Here is a 14,663-nt window from a genome sequence, read left to right as displayed (position 1 = left end):
CCACGGGGGTGTGGGGAATGGCTTCTCTAGTACACAGTTAGCTAGCAGCTAAACTTTTATTAGAATGGTTGCAAGACTATTAATCATCAATGGTAACAACAATAACAAAAGTCTGAAAACTGTCCTGTTTATGTGATGTATATGTAACGAAAATCTACAACCCCGCACACGTTTGCGCCAAAAAGGTGCAAATCGCTTCTGCGAGCCCGCTCGGCTTCACCCTATGTCAAATTCGTGCCATCATTATTGTCAATTCAGGCATAGACTTAACCAATGCCTAACTCAGGAACGAAGCAATCATTTAATGACCAGGCGATTGAAAGTATTCATAGGGACGGTGGCGGGCTGCGCAATCCTGGTGCTGACGTTGTGGCAAACCTTGCCGCGCTGGCTGCCGGGGGTGTTATCGCATTGGTTGCCGGCGGGGAGCCGCCTGGAATTGCAGGGCAAATTGCACTGGCGCCAGGGCGGTCTGGCGTTGGCGGGGGCGCGTTTCACTGCGCAAGATTGCCTGTTGGCCAACGTCGGGCCGACGCGGCTGGCTTACCGCCAGGGCCGCTGGCAGCTGTCGAGCGATAAGGTCAGCATCGATAGCGCCTGTTTGTCAAAACTGCCGAGCGGCGATGCCAACAGCGCGCCGCTGGCGCTCGATCAGCTGCAGCAACAGCTGCCGCCGCTGGATCTCACCATTAATGACCTGACGCTCATTCCCTGGCAGCGCTATGCCGGCAAGCTGCAGCTTTCCTCCGGCCCCGACGGGCAACGTCTGCATTATCGGGGCCCGAATCTCAGCGCCGAGGCGCAGCTGGATGAAAAACAACAGCTGACGTTGCAGAACCTGACCGTGGTTCCGCCCAACAGCGCACAACCGCTGCACCTCGCCGGCAAGATAACCATCCCGTTGGATCTGGCCAGCCTGCCGACGCAGGGCGCGTTGCAGGGGGAAATGCAAACCGCCTATCTGGAAAAACCGGTATTGCTGGACATGCGCTGGCAACAGCAGCAGGGCGTATTGACGGTGAGCGAGAAAGGCGACGATCGCCCGCTGGCGGTGTTGCCGTGGGAAGTCTCGCCGCAGCGGGTCAGCATCAAGCAGGGCGAGTGGCGTTGGCCGTACAGCGAGCAGCCGTTGAACGGCGGGCTCAGCATCGCGCTGCACGATTGGAGCAAAGGGCTGGATGAAACGGAGATCAGCGCGCGGCTGAACGTGATCACTGCGGGTCACAACGGCAAGGGCAATGCGGTGCTCACCCTCGGGCCGGGCAAGGTGGGGTTGACCGACAGCGATCTGCGCTTCCAACTGACCGGCCAGGCCAATCTGGCCGACTTTTCCACTACCGCGTCGATCCCGGGTGTGATCGGCGGCAGCATTCTCAACCCGACGCTGGTGCTGCAGCCCGGTTCGCTGCTGCGCCTGTGGGGCAAGGTGACGCCGGAAATGACGCTGGAAGAGGCGCGTTTACCGCTGGCGGGCGTGAAGGTGACCGCCGCCGGCATCACCGGCCGCCTGCAGGCGATTTTGAGCGCCAGCGACAGTTACTGGGGCCGCTTCAAGCTGCACCTGGACGGCCAGGCACAGGATTTCTGGCCGGACAAGGGCAACTGGCAATGGCGTTACTGGGGCAATGGCCGCTTGCCGCCGCTGCAGGCCGCCTGGGACGTCGCCGGCAGCGGCCGTTGGCGCGACAGTGAGTTGGTGCTCGATAAACTCTCCACCGGCTTCGATAAGTTGAAGTACGGTCTGGTGACGGTCGCCGCGCCGCGCCTGAGCCTCAATCAGCCGCTGCGCTGGCGGCGTGATGAACAAAGTCCGCAGTTCAACGGCGAGTTGCAGCTGGCGGCGGATAAGGTCAGCTTCAGCGACGGCGGCTATCTGCCGGCGCCGGTGCTGGCGCTGCAGGTGAACGGCCGTTCACCGGGCAGTTTCCAGCTGCAGGGCAAACTGCAGGCGCAACAGATTGGGCCGATCGCGCTGCGCGGCCGTTGGGACGGCGAACGTCTGCGCGGCGAAGCCTGGTGGCCGAAACAGTCGCTGAAGGTGTTCCAACCGCTGCTGGCGCCGGATCTCAATCTCACGCTGCGCGACGGCGAGTTTTACGCGCAGTCGGCGTTTTCCGCCGCTCGCGAACAGGGGTTCGAGGCCGGTGGCCACTGGGTGGTGAAAAACGGCGGCATGTGGCTGAAGGACGGCGAGATGAGCGGCCTGGATTTTGTCCTGTCGTACCGGTTCAAGCAGCATCAGTGGCAATTGGGGGCCAAACAGCCGGTGTCGCTGCGCATCAAGTCTTTCACCAACCTGTTCGAGATGCAGAATATTTCCGCCGATCTGCAGGGCACCTATCCTTATAGCGAAAGGCAGCCGCTGACGTTGAGCAACGTCGGCGTGGACATGCTCAACGGGCATATCAGCCTGTCGGCGCTGCGGTTGCCGCAGCATGACGCCGCGGTGCTGAAGCTGGACAAGGTCGATCTCAGCGCGCTGTTCACCGCTCTGAAACCGAAGCAGTTCGCCATGTCCGGCCGGGTCGACGGCGAACTGCCGCTGTTCCTGAATCACCCGAAATGGCTGGTGCAAAACGGCTGGATCGCCAACGCCGGCACCCTGACGCTGCGCCTGGACAAAGACATGGCCGACGCCATCGGCAGCAACAACCTGGCGACCGGCGCGGCGATCGACTGGCTGCGCTACATGGAAATCAACCGTTCGCACGCCCGGGTCGATCTCGACAACCTGGGCGAGCTGACGCTGAGCGCGCGCATCGACGGCATCAACCCGCAGAAAAGCGCCAAGCGCGAGGTGATCCTGAACTATCGCCATCAGGAAAACGTGTTTCAGCTGTGGCGCAGTTTGCGCTTCGGCGACAATTTACAGGAGTGGCTGGAGCAGGCCCTCTCACAACCTGGGGAGCAACAATGAAAATCATGAGTGTGTCGGCGCTGGCAGCGGTGCTGTGCGTTTCGCTGCTGAGCGGCTGCGTGCCGCGCATCGAGGTGGCGACGCCGAAGGATCCGATCACCATCAATATGAACGTCAAGATCGAGCATGAGATTCATATCAAGGTGGATAAGGACGTCGAAAACCTGCTGAAAACCCAAAGCGGTCTGTTCTAGGAGCCGACATGAAAAAACGTTATGTGTGGCTGGCCGGCGCCGCCTGGCTGTTCAGCAGCGTGGCGATGGCGCTGACGCTGGATGAGGCGAAGCAGCAAGGGCGGGTGGGCGAAACCCTGAGCGGCTATATTGCGCCGGTGAAACAGGATGCGGAAACGCTGGCGCTGGTGAAGCGCATCAACGCCGGCCGCGCCGAGAAGTATCAGGAAGTGGCGGACGGCAACCATATCGCCGTCGACGAAGTGGCGCGCATGGCGGGGCAGAAGCTGGTGACGCGTGCGCAGAGCGGCGAGTATGTGCGCGGCATCAACGGACAATGGTTGAAGAAGTAAAAAAAGCGCGCCGTCTGGCGCGCTAAATGATACGGATAGATGATTATTATGAGGGTAGTGCAGGTTTGACAGGACTTGCCTTTTGTCCGGCAGGGGCACGGCGCCCCTGCGCAGGGTCTTAGGCAGCAACCACCTGAGACAGGGCCGCTTTGGCGTCTTCCTGGGCTTTGGTCGCCACTTCCGGGCCATAGGCGATACCTTCCGCGAAGACGAACTCCACGTCGGTAATGCCGATGAAGCCCAGGAACAGACGCAGGTAAGGTTCTACCAGGTCGGTTGGGGTGCCTTTATGGATGCCGCCGCGGCTGGTCAGGATCACGGCGCGTTTGTTTTTCACCAGGCCTTCCGGACCGTTTTCGGTGTAGCGGAAGGTCACGCCGGCGCGGGCAACCAGATCGAAATAGTTTTTCAGCTGGGTCGGGATGTTGAAGTTGTACATCGGTGCGGCAATCACGATGACGTCATTGGCCTGCAGCTCGGCGATCAGCTCGTCCGACAGCGCCAGCGCTTCTTGTTGACGCGGGGTTAACGGCGCATCGGAAGGACGCAGCGCGCCAACCAGTTCGCCGTCCAGCACCGGGATTGGCTGTGCGGCCAGATCGCGCACGGTGATGGTGTCGCCGCTATGGGCGTTGCTCCATTGCTCTACGAAGAAATCGGCCAGTTGGTTAGACTGAGAGTAGGTCGCCAGGATGCTTGATTTCAGAACCAATACGTTGCTCATCGATAATTCCTTACGTTGTGACAGTGACATCAGGACTCAGCGTCCCTTGCATGAAGTACATGCTATTCACATTCCTCCAACAGTGATAGCGCAATATTTCGAGATCTTCGTTCGATTTTATTGAATGACATGCCGAGGTTTTGCTCGCGGAAGTAGGGCGAAAAAGCCGTTTGTGATAGGCTGTGCGGCTAAAGCAAAAAAATCGCTAAAAAAACATTAAACCGTTGCTAAGCCTGGTCTTGGCGGCGAAGAAACAAGGAACACTGAACGTGAAATCTCCGCTCGAGGCACTGCCGGCCCAACTGGGCGAGCTGATGCTCCGCGATCAACAACGCCTGCGTCGTCGCCTGCAGGGCGCACGAAAAATCAAAAATCCCGATGCCCAGCTGGCGGTCGCCGCCGAAGTGGAAAGCGACATCGCGGCGGCGCGGCAAAAAGTGCTGGCGCGCGCCGCGTCTTGCCCGCGCATTACCTATCCGGAAAGCCTGCCGGTCAGTCAGAAAAAGCAGGACATTTTAAACGCTGTCCGCGATCACCAGGTGGTGATCGTCGCCGGGGAGACCGGCTCGGGGAAAACCACCCAGTTGCCGAAGATCTGTCTGGAGCTGGGGCGTGGGGTGAAAGGGCTGATCGGCCACACCCAGCCGCGCCGCCTGGCGGCGCGCACCGTCGCCAACCGCATCGCCGACGAGCTGGAAACCCCGCTCGGCGGCAGCGTCGGTTACAAGGTGCGCTTCAACGATCAGGTCGGGGAAAACACCCTGGTCAAGCTGATGACCGACGGCATCTTGCTGGCGGAAATTCAGCAGGATCGCCTGCTGATGCAGTACGACACGCTGATCATCGATGAAGCGCACGAGCGCAGCCTCAACATCGACTTTATTCTCGGCTACCTGCGTGAACTGCTGCCGAAGCGCCCGGATCTCAAGGTGATCATCACCTCGGCGACCATCGATCCGCAGCGCTTCTCGCGCCACTTCAACAATGCGCCGATCATCGAGGTTTCCGGCCGCACTTACCCGGTGGAGGTGCGTTACCGCCCGGTGGTCGACGACGGCGACGATACCGACCGCGACCAGCTGCAGGCGATTTTCGATGCGGTGGACGAGCTTGGGCGCGAAGGGCCGGGAGACATTCTGATCTTCATGAGCGGCGAGCGCGAGATCCGCGACACCGCCGACGCTCTGAACCGCCTCAATTTGCCGCACACCGAAGTGCTGCCGCTGTATGCGCGCCTGTCGAACAGCGAGCAGAACCGGGTGTTCCAGTCGCACCACGGTCGCCGCATCGTGCTGGCCACCAACGTGGCGGAAACCTCGCTGACGGTGCCGGGCATCAAGTACGTCATCGATCCGGGCACCGCGCGCATCAGCCGCTACAGCTTCCGCACCAAGGTGCAGCGCCTGCCGATCGAGCCGGTGTCCCAGGCTTCCGCCAACCAGCGTAAAGGGCGCTGCGGCCGCGTATCGGAAGGGGTGTGCATTCGCTTGTATTCCGAACAGGACTTCCTGTCGCGGCCGGCGTTTACCGATCCGGAAATTTTGCGCACCAACCTGGCGTCGGTCATTCTGCAGATGACCTCGCTGGGGCTGGGCGACATCGCCGCGTTTCCGTTCGTCGAAGCGCCGGATAAACGCAACATTCAGGATGGCGTGCGCCTGCTGGAAGAGCTGGGGGCGATCGCCACCGCCGACAACGGCCACTATCAGCTGACGCCGCAGGGCCGTCAGCTGGCGCAGTTGCCGATTGACCCGCGTCTGGCGCGCATGGTGCTGGAAGCGCAGAAGAGCGGCAGCGTGCGCGAGGTGATGATCATCACCGCCGCGCTATCGATTCAGGATCCGCGTGAGCGCCCGATGGACAAGCAGCAGGCCTCGGACGAAAAACACCGCCGCTTCGCCGACAAAGACTCCGATTTCCTGGCGTTCGTCAACCTGTGGGATTATCTGCAGGAGCAGCAAAAGGTGAACTCTTCCAGCCAGTTCCGTCGGCTGTGCCGCAACGATTTCCTCAACTACCTGCGGGTGCGCGAGTGGCAGGATATCTATACCCAGCTGCGCCAGGTGGTGAAAGAGCTGGGGCTGCCGATCAACAGCACGCCTTCCGACTACCGCAGCGTGCACACCGCGCTGTTGACCGGCTTGCTGTCGCACATTGGCCAGAAGGATGCGGACAAGCAGGAATACACCGGCGCGCGCAATGCCCGTTTCTCGATCTTCCCCGGCTCCGGCCTGTTCAAGAAGCCGCCGAAGTGGACCATGGTGGCCGAACTGGTGGAAACCAGCCGCCTGTGGGGGCGCATCGCCGCGCGCATCGAACCGGAATGGATCGAGCCGCTGGCTCAGCATCTGGTGAAACACAGCTACAGCGAGCCGCACTGGTCGAAGTCGCAAGGGGCGGTGATGGCCAGCGAAAAGGTCACGCTGTTCGGTTTGCCGATCGTCGCGGCGCGCCAGGTCAATTACGGCGCCATCGATCCATTGCTGTGCCGTGAGCTGTTTATCCGCCATGCGCTGGTGGAGGGGGACTGGCAGACGCGCCACGCCTTCTTCCGTGAAAACCAAAAGCTGCGCGCCGAAGTGGAAGAGCTGGAGCATAAATCGCGCCGCCGCGACATTCTGGTGGACGACGAGACGCTGTTCGGCTTCTACGATCGCCGCATCCCCAACGACGTGGTTTCCGGCCGTCATTTCGACAGCTGGTGGAAGAATGCCGCCAAACAGCAGCCCGACCTGCTGAACTTCGAAAAAGAGATGCTGATTAAGGATGGCGCCAACAAGATCAGCGCGCTGGACTACCCGAACTTCTGGCATCAGGGCAATCTCAAGCTGCGGCTGAGCTACCAGTTTGAACCGGGCACCGACGCCGACGGCGTGACGGTGCACATTCCGTTGCCGATCCTCAATCAGGTGGAGGAGCAGGGCTTCGAGTGGCAGATCCCCGGCATCCGCCGTGAGCTGGTGATCGCGCTGATCAAGTCGCTGCCGAAACCGGTGCGCCGCAACTTCGTGCCGGCGCCGAACTACGCCGAAGCATTCCTCGGCCGCGTTACGGCGCTGGAATTGCCGCTGCTGGACGCGCTGGAGCGCGAGCTGCGGCGCATGACTGGCGTGACCGTGTCACGTGATGACTGGCAGTGGGATCAGGTGCCCGATCACCTGAAAATGACTTTCCGCGTGGTGGGCGAGAAGAACCAGACGCTGCGCGAAGGCAAAGACCTGGCCGCGTTGCGCCTGCAGCTGAAAGAGAAGGTGCAGGAGACGCTGTCGGCGGTGGCCGATGACGGGCTGGAGCAGAGCAATCTGCATGTCTGGAGCTTTGGCCAACTGCCGGCGTTCTACGAGCAGAAGCGCGGCGGCTATTCGATGAAGGCCTACCCGGCGCTGGTGGATGAGAAGGACAGCGTGGCGATCCGCCTGTTCGACAGCGAAAGCGAGCAGCAACAGGCGATGTGGCAGGGCACGCGCCGCCTGCTGTTGCTGAATATTCCTTCGCCGATCAAATATCTGCATGAGAAGCTGCCGAACAAGGCCAAACTGGGGCTTTATTTCAACCCGTACGGCAAGGTACTGGAGCTGATCGACGACTGCATTTCGTGCGGCATCGACAAGCTGATCGCCGAACACGGCGGACCGGTCTGGCAGGAAGAAGGCTTTGCGCGTTTGCAAGAGCAGATCCGCGCCGAGCTGAACGACACGGTGGTCGAGGTGGCCAAGCAGGTTGAGCAGATCCTGACGGCGGTCTTCAATATCAACAAGCGGCTGAAAGGCCGGGTGGACATGTCGTTGGCGCTGGCGCTGTCGGATATCAAGACCCAGCTCGGTGGCCTGGTCTACCGTGGCTTCGTCACCGGCAACGGATGGAAACGCCTGCCGGACACGCTGCGTTACCTGCAGGCGATCGAGCGCCGGCTGGAGAAACTGGCTATCGATCCACACCGCGATCGCGCGCAGATGCTGCGGGTGGAGCAGGTGCAGCAGGCGTGGCAGCAGTGGCTGAACAAGCTGCCGCCGAAGCGGCAGCAGGAAGAAGAGGTGAAAGCGGTGCGCTGGATGATCGAGGAACTGCGCGTCAGCCTGTTCGCGCAGCAGTTGGGCACGCCTTACCCGATCTCCGACAAGCGCATTCTGCAAACCATCGAACAGCTTTCAGGCTAAGCTCAGGCGCGCCGGCCGGCAAGCGGCCGGCGCAGCGCAAGTTGAAATTCAGGGAACAGATAAACAGCAACGGCGCTTGATGCGCCGTTGCGAGAGCTACTTGCCCGCCGCCAGGGCGTCCAGCGCGTCGCGGATGCCGGGCACCGCCAGGGCGCGGTTATCGGCGCGATAGCGATCTTTCGCCGCCGGCGCCGAGCTTTGGATGGCGATCAGCTGCCAGCCGTCGGCGGTTTTCAACAGCAGCGGTGAGCCGCTGTCGCCGGGCAGGGTATCACACTGGTGCGACAGTACGCCTTGCTGGGCCCAGCCGGTGACCTTGCAGTTTTGGTGGCTGTAGAGGTCATCCAGATGATCCTCCGGGTAACCCGCCTGAGTGATCAGCCGTTTGGCCTGTTTCAGGGCCTGGGTCAGCGCCTTGCTGTCGCCTTGCCACAGCGGCAACGGTGCGATCGGCAGCGGCTTTTTGTCTTTCAGACGGATCAGCGCAAAATCATAAGCGGCCGCAGCGGGCGGGACGATCCAGCCATCGCCGTCCGGCTTCAGCTTTTTGCCCAGCTTGCTGTCGACCAGGGTCTCGATATCGCCGGTTTGATACTGCCAGGATTTATCGCCTGCCACAAACCGCAGAGCGATGGCTTTATCCAGTTGCCCGGGCGGCGCCAGCACGCAGTGGCCGGCGGTCAGCGCCAGGTGCGGGGAGATCAGCGTGGCGGTACACAGATTGCCGCTGGCGGTTTCGACCTGGCCGATGGCCTGCCACGGCTGGGCGGCGGTATCCGTGACCTTGATTCGTTCATCTTTGCCGAAAAACAGACGCGTTTGCTCGGCCTTGGACGGGCAGTCGGCGCGTGCCGCCTGAGCAGCGATGAGCGGGAGTGAGCACAGCAACAGTAAAACGGATATGCGCATAGATCTCTTGCCTGACAAATACGGATCATCCATAAACACACTGAATGCTAACTATAGACTGATTTAGCAGCCATGTGGATGGGCAATAATTGATTTTTCAATAATTTCCCGCCGGCGACGCGGCAGGCTACAGGTAAAAAAAGACGGCGATCAGTCCGCAAAGGATCAGGGCGGTCAGAACGATCTCGAACAGGTAGCGGCGCAGCATCAATGAGAACCCCCCGATGAAAAAACACCCGGCGAACCGGGTGTCGTACACGTCAAGCCTGAAGCGGTGAGGGGACCCTCACGTCATTACGCTTTTTTGTGGCTGGTTTTCTTGTGGTGCTTTTTAGCCGCCTGGGCTTTTTGCGCCGGGGCTTTCTTCACGGCTTTTTTGTGATGCTTCTTGGCCGCCTGCGCTTTCTGTACCGGCGCTTTCTTGCCGTGGTGTTTCACCTGAGCTTTAGCCGGCGCAGCGGTGGCGGTGGTTGCGGTTGCCGCAGGTGCGGTGGTGGCAGCCTCGGCAGCGAAAGCCACGGAAGACAGACCCATTGCAGCGGCAACAACCAGAGCTAATACTTTTTTCATCGTAGAATCCTCAACATGACTTTTGGGTATCAACCCCACTGCGGGGCCGTTGAAATGATAGTAGGCAAACGGCGCCCGGCTTTCCGTGAGTGATTGGTTTCGGCATGTAACCTAATGTACAGGGCGACGGCGGCGAGGGGATTGCTGCTATAATGACCACCAGGCGCGATAAAAGGGATTTAAAATGAACGAGATAGTGATTCGTTATGGCGTAACCGAACAGGGCGAGGTGCCGCTGGCCTATGAGGACTGGGGCGATGAGGCGCACCCGCCGCTGCTGCTCATCATGGGCATCGGCGCGCAGCTGTTGCTGTGGCCTGATGACTTCTGCCGCGCCCTGGTGGCTCAGGGGTTTCGGGTGATCCGTTATGACAACCGCGATGTCGGCCTTTCCGGCAAAACGCAGGCGCAACGCACGCAGCCGTTGTGGCTGCTGATGCTGCGCGCCCAGCTCGGTTGGCAAACGCCGGTGCCTTATACCCTGGCGGACATGGCGACGGACGCGGCGCATCTGCTCGATCATTTACGCATCCCGCAGGCTCACGTACTTGGCGCTTCGATGGGGGGGATGATCGCCCAGGTGCTGGCCGCCGAATACCCGCAGCGCGTCGCCTCGTTATGCATCTTGTTCTCCAGCACCAATCAGCCGCTGTTGCCACCGCCGGCGCCTTCGCTGCTGTGGCTGTTGGTGCGCCGGCCGGCGGCCGATTTGACGCTGCAGCAGCGCCACGAGGGAATGAAGGCCTTCCTGCGCGCGCTCGGTACCCGGTTTTATCCGCCGGAGGAGGCGGAGCTGGATGCATTGGTGAATCGGTTGTTGAAGCGGGGCGTGGATCCCGAAGGCGTGCAGCGGCAACTTTCCGCGTTGCTCGGCAGCGGCGATCTGCGTCGCTACAGCCGGCGCATAGCCGCGCCGACGCTGGTCATTCACGGCGATCGCGATCGGCTGGTACGCAAGGCGGGTGGAGTGGCGATCGCCCGCGCGGTCGTCAACGCCAAATTGCATATTATGCCGGGCATGGGGCATGACCTGCCTGCGCCGTTGAGGCTGCAGCTGGCGGCGATGATCGCCCGTCATGCGCTGGGATGATAAGCCGGATCGCCAGCGTTTTGGCTATTTTAGTTACAACATACTAATAGTGGGTCGCCACCCGTCGCTCTGTAGCCAAGGCGATGTCGGCACAGAACGTGCGTTATGAAGCATTATCCGGTCTTGCAGGTGGGAAAAGGGCGCGGCAGGGCCGCGCCAGGGGAGATTACAGGTAGCGGTTTTCCAAATGCTGACGGAAATAGCGTGGGTTGAGCGCTTCGCCGGTTGCGTTGGCGATCAGCGTCTCGGTCGGGAAACGGCTGCCGTGGCGCCAGATGTTGTGCTGCAGCCAGTGGAACAGCGGCTGCAGGTTGCCGGCGGCGATATCTTCGTTCAGCGAAGGCAGGGCCTGACGCACGCTGTGGAACAGCTGCGCGGCGTACATCGCGCCGAGGGTGTAAGTCGGGAAGTAGCCGAAGGCACCGTCGGTCCAGTGAATATCCTGCATGCAGCCGTTGCGGTAGTTGCCGATGGTGTCGAGGCCGAGGTAAGCACTCATCTTCTCATTCCACAGCGCCGGAATGTCTTCCACTTCGATATCGCCTTCGATCAGCGCTTTTTCAATTTCGTAGCGCAGGATGACGTGAGCAGGATAGCTCACTTCGTCGGCGTCGACGCGGATCAGGCCCGGTTTAACGCGCTGGTTGAGGCGAATGAAGTTGGCCTCTTCCAGCGCCGGCTGTTCGCCAAACTGCGCGGTGACTAACGGACGCAAGATTTTCAGGAATTCATTGCCGCGCGCCAGCTGCATTTCGAACAGCAGGCTCTGCGATTCGTGGATAGCGGTAGAACGGGCCAAGGCGACCGGCTGGCCAAGCAGATCGCGCGGCAGGTTTTGCTCGTAGCGGGCGTGGCCGGTCTCGTGCACGATGCCGAGCAGCGCGGTCAGAAACTCTTTCTCGTTGTAACGCGTGGTGATGCGTACATCTTCCGGCACGCCGCCGCAGAACGGGTGGGCGCTGACGTCGACGCGGCCATTGTCGAAGTTGAAACCGAGCAGTTTCATCACGCTCAGGCTCAGCTGACGCTGGGTGTCCACATTGAACGGGCCTTGTGGCGCCTGGCAGGGCTCATTAGCTTGTTTGGCCACCACGCGCTGCAGCAGATCCGGCAGCCAGGTTTTCAGATCGCCGAAGATGCGGTCGAGATCGCTGCTGCGCATGCCCGGCTCATACAGGTTGAGCAGAGCATCGTAACGGCTTGTGCCGGCCGCCTGCGCGCGGATCTGCGCCTCTTCCCGGCTGAGCTTGACCACCTCGCGCAGGTTGTCGGCGAAGCCGTCCCAATCGTTGGCAGGGCGCTGGGCGCGCCAGGCGTGTTCGCAGCGCGCACCCGCCAGCGACTTGGCCTCGACCAGCGACGCCGGCAGCAGCACGGCGTCTTCATATTGGCGGCGCATTTCGCGCAGGTTGGCGCGGTCGAGTTCGTCCAGCGTCTCTTGCTGCGCGCGATCCAACAGCGCGCCGGTGCTTTGTGCCGTTAAAATCTGGTGCTGCAGCACGCTCAGCTCGGCCAGCGCTTCGGAGCGCGCCTTGCTGCCGCCCGGCGGCATCATGGTTTGCATGTCCCAACCGGCGATGGCGGACAGGTGGCCGAAACGCGACAACCGGCTGAATAGGGCGCGCAGGTGATCGTAAGCAGACGTGTTGGAATGTGCAGATGTCATTATTATTCGGCTCCAATGAGAAGGTCTGGCGGCATTATGCCAGATCGGCTTTTAAACTGAATGTCGGCTTTACCGGCCAGCAGAAACGGAAACTGGCGCCGCCGAGCGAACTGCCTTCGACGAACACCTGCCCCTGGTAGGCGACGGCGATGGAATGGACGATGGCCAGTCCCAACCCGCAGCCGCCGGTAGCGCGATCGCGGCTGGGGTCGAGACGGACGAAAGGTTCAAACACCCGTTCACGCTCTTCCGGCGGAATACCCGGCCCGTCATCCTCGACCTGCAAGCAGGCGAGGTCGCCGTCAAACCACAGGCCGACGCGCAGACGCTGTTCGGAATAGCGCAGCGCGTTGTTGACCAGGTTGTCGAGCACGCGCTCCATCAGGCGCAGATCGACGCCGCCGAAGTCGCCGACGTGTGGGATATCGAGCTGGATGTCACGTTCCTGATGAATAAGACGGATATCATCGACCTTGTCCTCAAGCCATTTTGGCAGATCGATGGGTTCAATGTTTAACGCAACCTGCGGGCGGTCCAAACGGGCATAGGTCAGCAGCTCGTCGATCAGCGACTCCAGCTGGCCGATATCGCGGTTCAGCGCCTGCTGCTCGCTTTCGGACAGATTATCGCTCATTTCGAGCCGGTAACGCAGGCGCACCAGCGGCGTTCGCAGCTCGTGCGCGATGCCGTCGATCAGCTGTTTCTTGCTGGCGATCAGGGTGTTGACGCTGTCGGCCATCTGGTTGAACGCCACGCCGAGCCGGCTCAGGCTGGAGGTGGGATCGAAGTGGGTGCGCTCATCCAGATGCCCGGCGCCGAGCCGCTGGGCGGCGTTTTCCAATTTGAGCAGGTCTTGCCAGTGCGGCCGCATCCACAGAAACACCGGCAGCGCCAGCGACATGCCGATAAACACCAGCAATACCAGATCCAGCAGGCGCATCTGGTGCAGGTAGAACAGATAAGGAATGGGGCCGACCACTAACACGTAGTGGCTGCGCGGAATGCGCTGCATAAAGGTGTACTGATCGTCGAGGGCGATGATTTCCCCCAGCCGCAGCCGTTTTTTCAGATCCTCGCTCAGCGCCTGTTTGCCGAGCGGTTCTATATGCAGTTTGAACGACAGATTGAGATCCAGCGTGGCGATGGTCTTGTTCCAGTCCTTCAACGGGATTTCGCGCAGCTCGCTGCGCATCAGGTACAGCGAACTTTTCATCAGATCGTCCATCGACTGGCGGCCGGCGCGCTCGGCGGTCACCTTGTACACCAGGCCAACCAGCATCGCCATCACCAGAAAACAGACGAACAGCAACAGGAAGAACTGGACGAAAAGTTTTCTCATTGTTGCACCGATGCCCAGGCGTTAGGGGCGAACAGATAGCCTTTATTGCGCACGGTCTTGATGCGGAACGGTTCCAGCGCGTTATCGTACAGCTTGCGGCGCAGGCGGGAGATCGCCACGTCGATGCTGCGATCCATGCCGTCATAGCTTACGCCTCGCAGGTTTTGCAGCAACGCCTCACGATCCATGATCTGCCCGGCGTGGGTCGCCAATTCCCACAACAAATCGAAATCCGAGGTGGACAGGGTGATCGTTTCTTCGCCCAGCGTGACCTGCCGGTTGACCGGATCGATGCACAACAGCCCGAAATGCAGCGCGTTGTGCTGGGTGAGCGGCTGAACCGACTCTTCTTTCGGCTGCTGGCTGTGTTGGCGCAGGTGCAAACGCAGGCGGGCCAGCAACACCGCCGGCGGCGTGGTTTTCAGGATATAGTCGTTGGCGCCCATCTCCAGCGACAGAATATGGTTCATGTCGCTGTCGAGCGAGGTGAGCAGCACGATCGGGCCGGGGAAGGTAGGGCGCAGATCGCGGCACAGCGTCATGCCGTCTTTGCCGGGCAGCATGATGTCCAGCAGCACCAAATCGGGTTGCTCGCGCTCAATGCGCGCCTGCGCGCTGTCGCCGCGCGGTTCGATCAGCACCTCGATGTCGTGTTTGCCCAGATAGGCGGCGATCAGCTTGCCGACTTCAGGATCGTCTTCCACAAAAACAATTTTATGCATATGCCCGTGTTTTAATAAGAAAAGCGGATTTCAGCATAGCGCG

The 14,663-nt window shown here is 60.9% G+C and carries 12 protein-coding genes; 5 read left to right on the top strand and 7 right to left on the bottom strand.

Translation table 11 applies throughout. The features are described from left to right. The first annotated feature begins 304 nt into the window (after nt 1-304). The 3 genes from WFM45_RS08900 to WFM45_RS08890 are packed head-to-tail and all read left to right on the top strand — an operon-like array spanning nt 305 to nt 3,443. Entirely contained in the window at nt 305-2,917 is a 2,613-nt protein-coding gene (locus WFM45_RS08900) for a YdbH family protein (protein ID WP_336955225.1), read from the top strand. Next, nucleotides 2,914-3,111 carry a YnbE family lipoprotein gene (locus WFM45_RS08895; RefSeq protein WP_004930472.1) on the top strand — a complete coding sequence of 66 codons (198 nt, stop codon included), beginning with the start codon at nt 2,914-2,916 and terminating at the stop codon, nt 3,109-3,111. Before WFM45_RS08900 ends, WFM45_RS08895 begins: the two co-directional genes overlap by 4 nt. Nucleotides 3,112-3,119: 8 nt before the next feature. Further along, the gene (locus WFM45_RS08890) at nt 3,120-3,443 is read left to right on the top strand and encodes a YdbL family protein (protein ID WP_015377995.1); all 324 of its coding nucleotides are present in this window, start codon (nt 3,120-3,122) and stop codon (nt 3,441-3,443) included. A 118-nt stretch (nt 3,444-3,561) separates the two neighbouring features. Here WFM45_RS08890 and azoR read toward each other — a convergent pair whose 3' ends face one another. Beyond that, nucleotides 3,562-4,167 (bottom strand): FMN-dependent NADH-azoreductase, encoded by a 606-nt coding sequence (gene azoR / locus WFM45_RS08885; protein WP_015377994.1) that lies wholly within the window; start codon nt 4,165-4,167, stop codon nt 3,562-3,564. A 269-nt stretch (nt 4,168-4,436) separates the two neighbouring features. Here azoR and hrpA point away from each other — a divergent pair, with 269 nt between their 5' ends. Continuing rightward, complete coding sequence (gene hrpA / locus WFM45_RS08880) at nt 4,437-8,324, top strand: ATP-dependent RNA helicase HrpA (RefSeq protein ID WP_336955223.1); 3,888 nt, start codon at nt 4,437-4,439, stop codon at nt 8,322-8,324. A gap of 96 nt (nt 8,325-8,420) precedes the next feature. Here the strand turns inward: hrpA and WFM45_RS08875 are convergent, their stop codons facing one another. The 3 genes from WFM45_RS08875 to asr form a co-directional block, all read right to left on the bottom strand. Next, the gene (locus tag WFM45_RS08875) at nt 8,421-9,233 is read right to left on the bottom strand and encodes a trypsin-like serine peptidase (RefSeq protein WP_336955221.1); all 813 of its coding nucleotides are present in this window, start codon (nt 9,231-9,233) and stop codon (nt 8,421-8,423) included. A 127-nt stretch (nt 9,234-9,360) separates the two neighbouring features. Continuing rightward, the gene (locus WFM45_RS08870; protein WP_016927581.1) at nt 9,361-9,492 is read right to left on the bottom strand and encodes a hypothetical protein; all 132 of its coding nucleotides are present in this window, start codon (nt 9,490-9,492) and stop codon (nt 9,361-9,363) included. Between the two features lie 35 nt (nt 9,493-9,527). Next, complete coding sequence (gene asr, locus WFM45_RS08865) at nt 9,528-9,803, bottom strand: acid resistance repetitive basic protein Asr (protein WP_004930450.1); 276 nt, start codon at nt 9,801-9,803, stop codon at nt 9,528-9,530. A gap of 184 nt (nt 9,804-9,987) precedes the next feature. Here asr and WFM45_RS08860 point away from each other — a divergent pair, with 184 nt between their 5' ends. After that, nucleotides 9,988-10,893, top strand: coding sequence for an alpha/beta fold hydrolase (locus WFM45_RS08860; RefSeq protein WP_033632939.1), 906 nt, complete (start codon nt 9,988-9,990; stop codon nt 10,891-10,893). Between the two features lie 166 nt (nt 10,894-11,059). Here the strand turns inward: WFM45_RS08860 and WFM45_RS08855 are convergent, their stop codons facing one another. From WFM45_RS08855 to rstA, 3 genes are read right to left on the bottom strand one after another with little or no spacing between them, the layout of a single operon-like run. After that, the gene (locus WFM45_RS08855; protein ID WP_004938314.1) at nt 11,060-12,559 is read right to left on the bottom strand and encodes a carboxypeptidase M32; all 1,500 of its coding nucleotides are present in this window, start codon (nt 12,557-12,559) and stop codon (nt 11,060-11,062) included. A gap of 34 nt (nt 12,560-12,593) precedes the next feature. Next, nucleotides 12,594-13,898 (bottom strand): two-component system sensor histidine kinase RstB, encoded by a 1,305-nt coding sequence (gene rstB, locus WFM45_RS08850; protein WP_031299665.1) that lies wholly within the window; start codon nt 13,896-13,898, stop codon nt 12,594-12,596. Next, entirely contained in the window at nt 13,895-14,620 is a 726-nt protein-coding gene (gene rstA / locus WFM45_RS08845) for a two-component system response regulator RstA (RefSeq protein WP_004938307.1), read from the bottom strand. Before rstA ends, rstB begins: the two co-directional genes overlap by 4 nt. Nucleotides 14,621-14,663 lie beyond the last annotated feature (43 nt).

Source organism: Serratia sp. KG1D (assembly GCF_037150675.1).
GTDB classification, from domain to species: domain Bacteria; phylum Pseudomonadota; class Gammaproteobacteria; order Enterobacterales; family Enterobacteriaceae; genus Serratia; species Serratia nematodiphila.
The sequence above is the reverse complement of the archived record's forward strand: the minus strand, read 5'-3'. Positions and strand labels throughout refer to the sequence as shown.

Excerpts from the sequence above, each read along its gene's own strand:
- asr (WP_004930450.1), bottom strand. The coding sequence starts at position 9,803 with ATGAAAAAAGTATTAGCTCTGGTTGTTGCCGCTGCAATGGGTCTGTCT.
- WFM45_RS08875 (WP_336955221.1), bottom strand. The coding sequence starts at position 9,233 with ATGCGCATATCCGTTTTACTGTTGCTGTGCTCACTCCCGCTCATCGCT.
- WFM45_RS08895 (WP_004930472.1), top strand. The coding sequence starts at position 2,914 with ATGAAAATCATGAGTGTGTCGGCGCTGGCAGCGGTGCTGTGCGTTTCG.
- WFM45_RS08860 (WP_033632939.1), top strand. The coding sequence starts at position 9,988 with ATGAACGAGATAGTGATTCGTTATGGCGTAACCGAACAGGGCGAGGTG.
- azoR (WP_015377994.1), bottom strand. The coding sequence starts at position 4,167 with ATGAGCAACGTATTGGTTCTGAAATCAAGCATCCTGGCGACCTACTCT.
- rstA (WP_004938307.1), bottom strand. The coding sequence starts at position 14,620 with ATGCATAAAATTGTTTTTGTGGAAGACGATCCTGAAGTCGGCAAGCTG.
- WFM45_RS08855 (WP_004938314.1), bottom strand. The coding sequence starts at position 12,559 with ATGACATCTGCACATTCCAACACGTCTGCTTACGATCACCTGCGCGCC.
- WFM45_RS08900 (WP_336955225.1), top strand. The coding sequence starts at position 305 with ATGACCAGGCGATTGAAAGTATTCATAGGGACGGTGGCGGGCTGCGCA.
- WFM45_RS08890 (WP_015377995.1), top strand. The coding sequence starts at position 3,120 with ATGAAAAAACGTTATGTGTGGCTGGCCGGCGCCGCCTGGCTGTTCAGC.
- rstB (WP_031299665.1), bottom strand. The coding sequence starts at position 13,898 with ATGAGAAAACTTTTCGTCCAGTTCTTCCTGTTGCTGTTCGTCTGTTTT.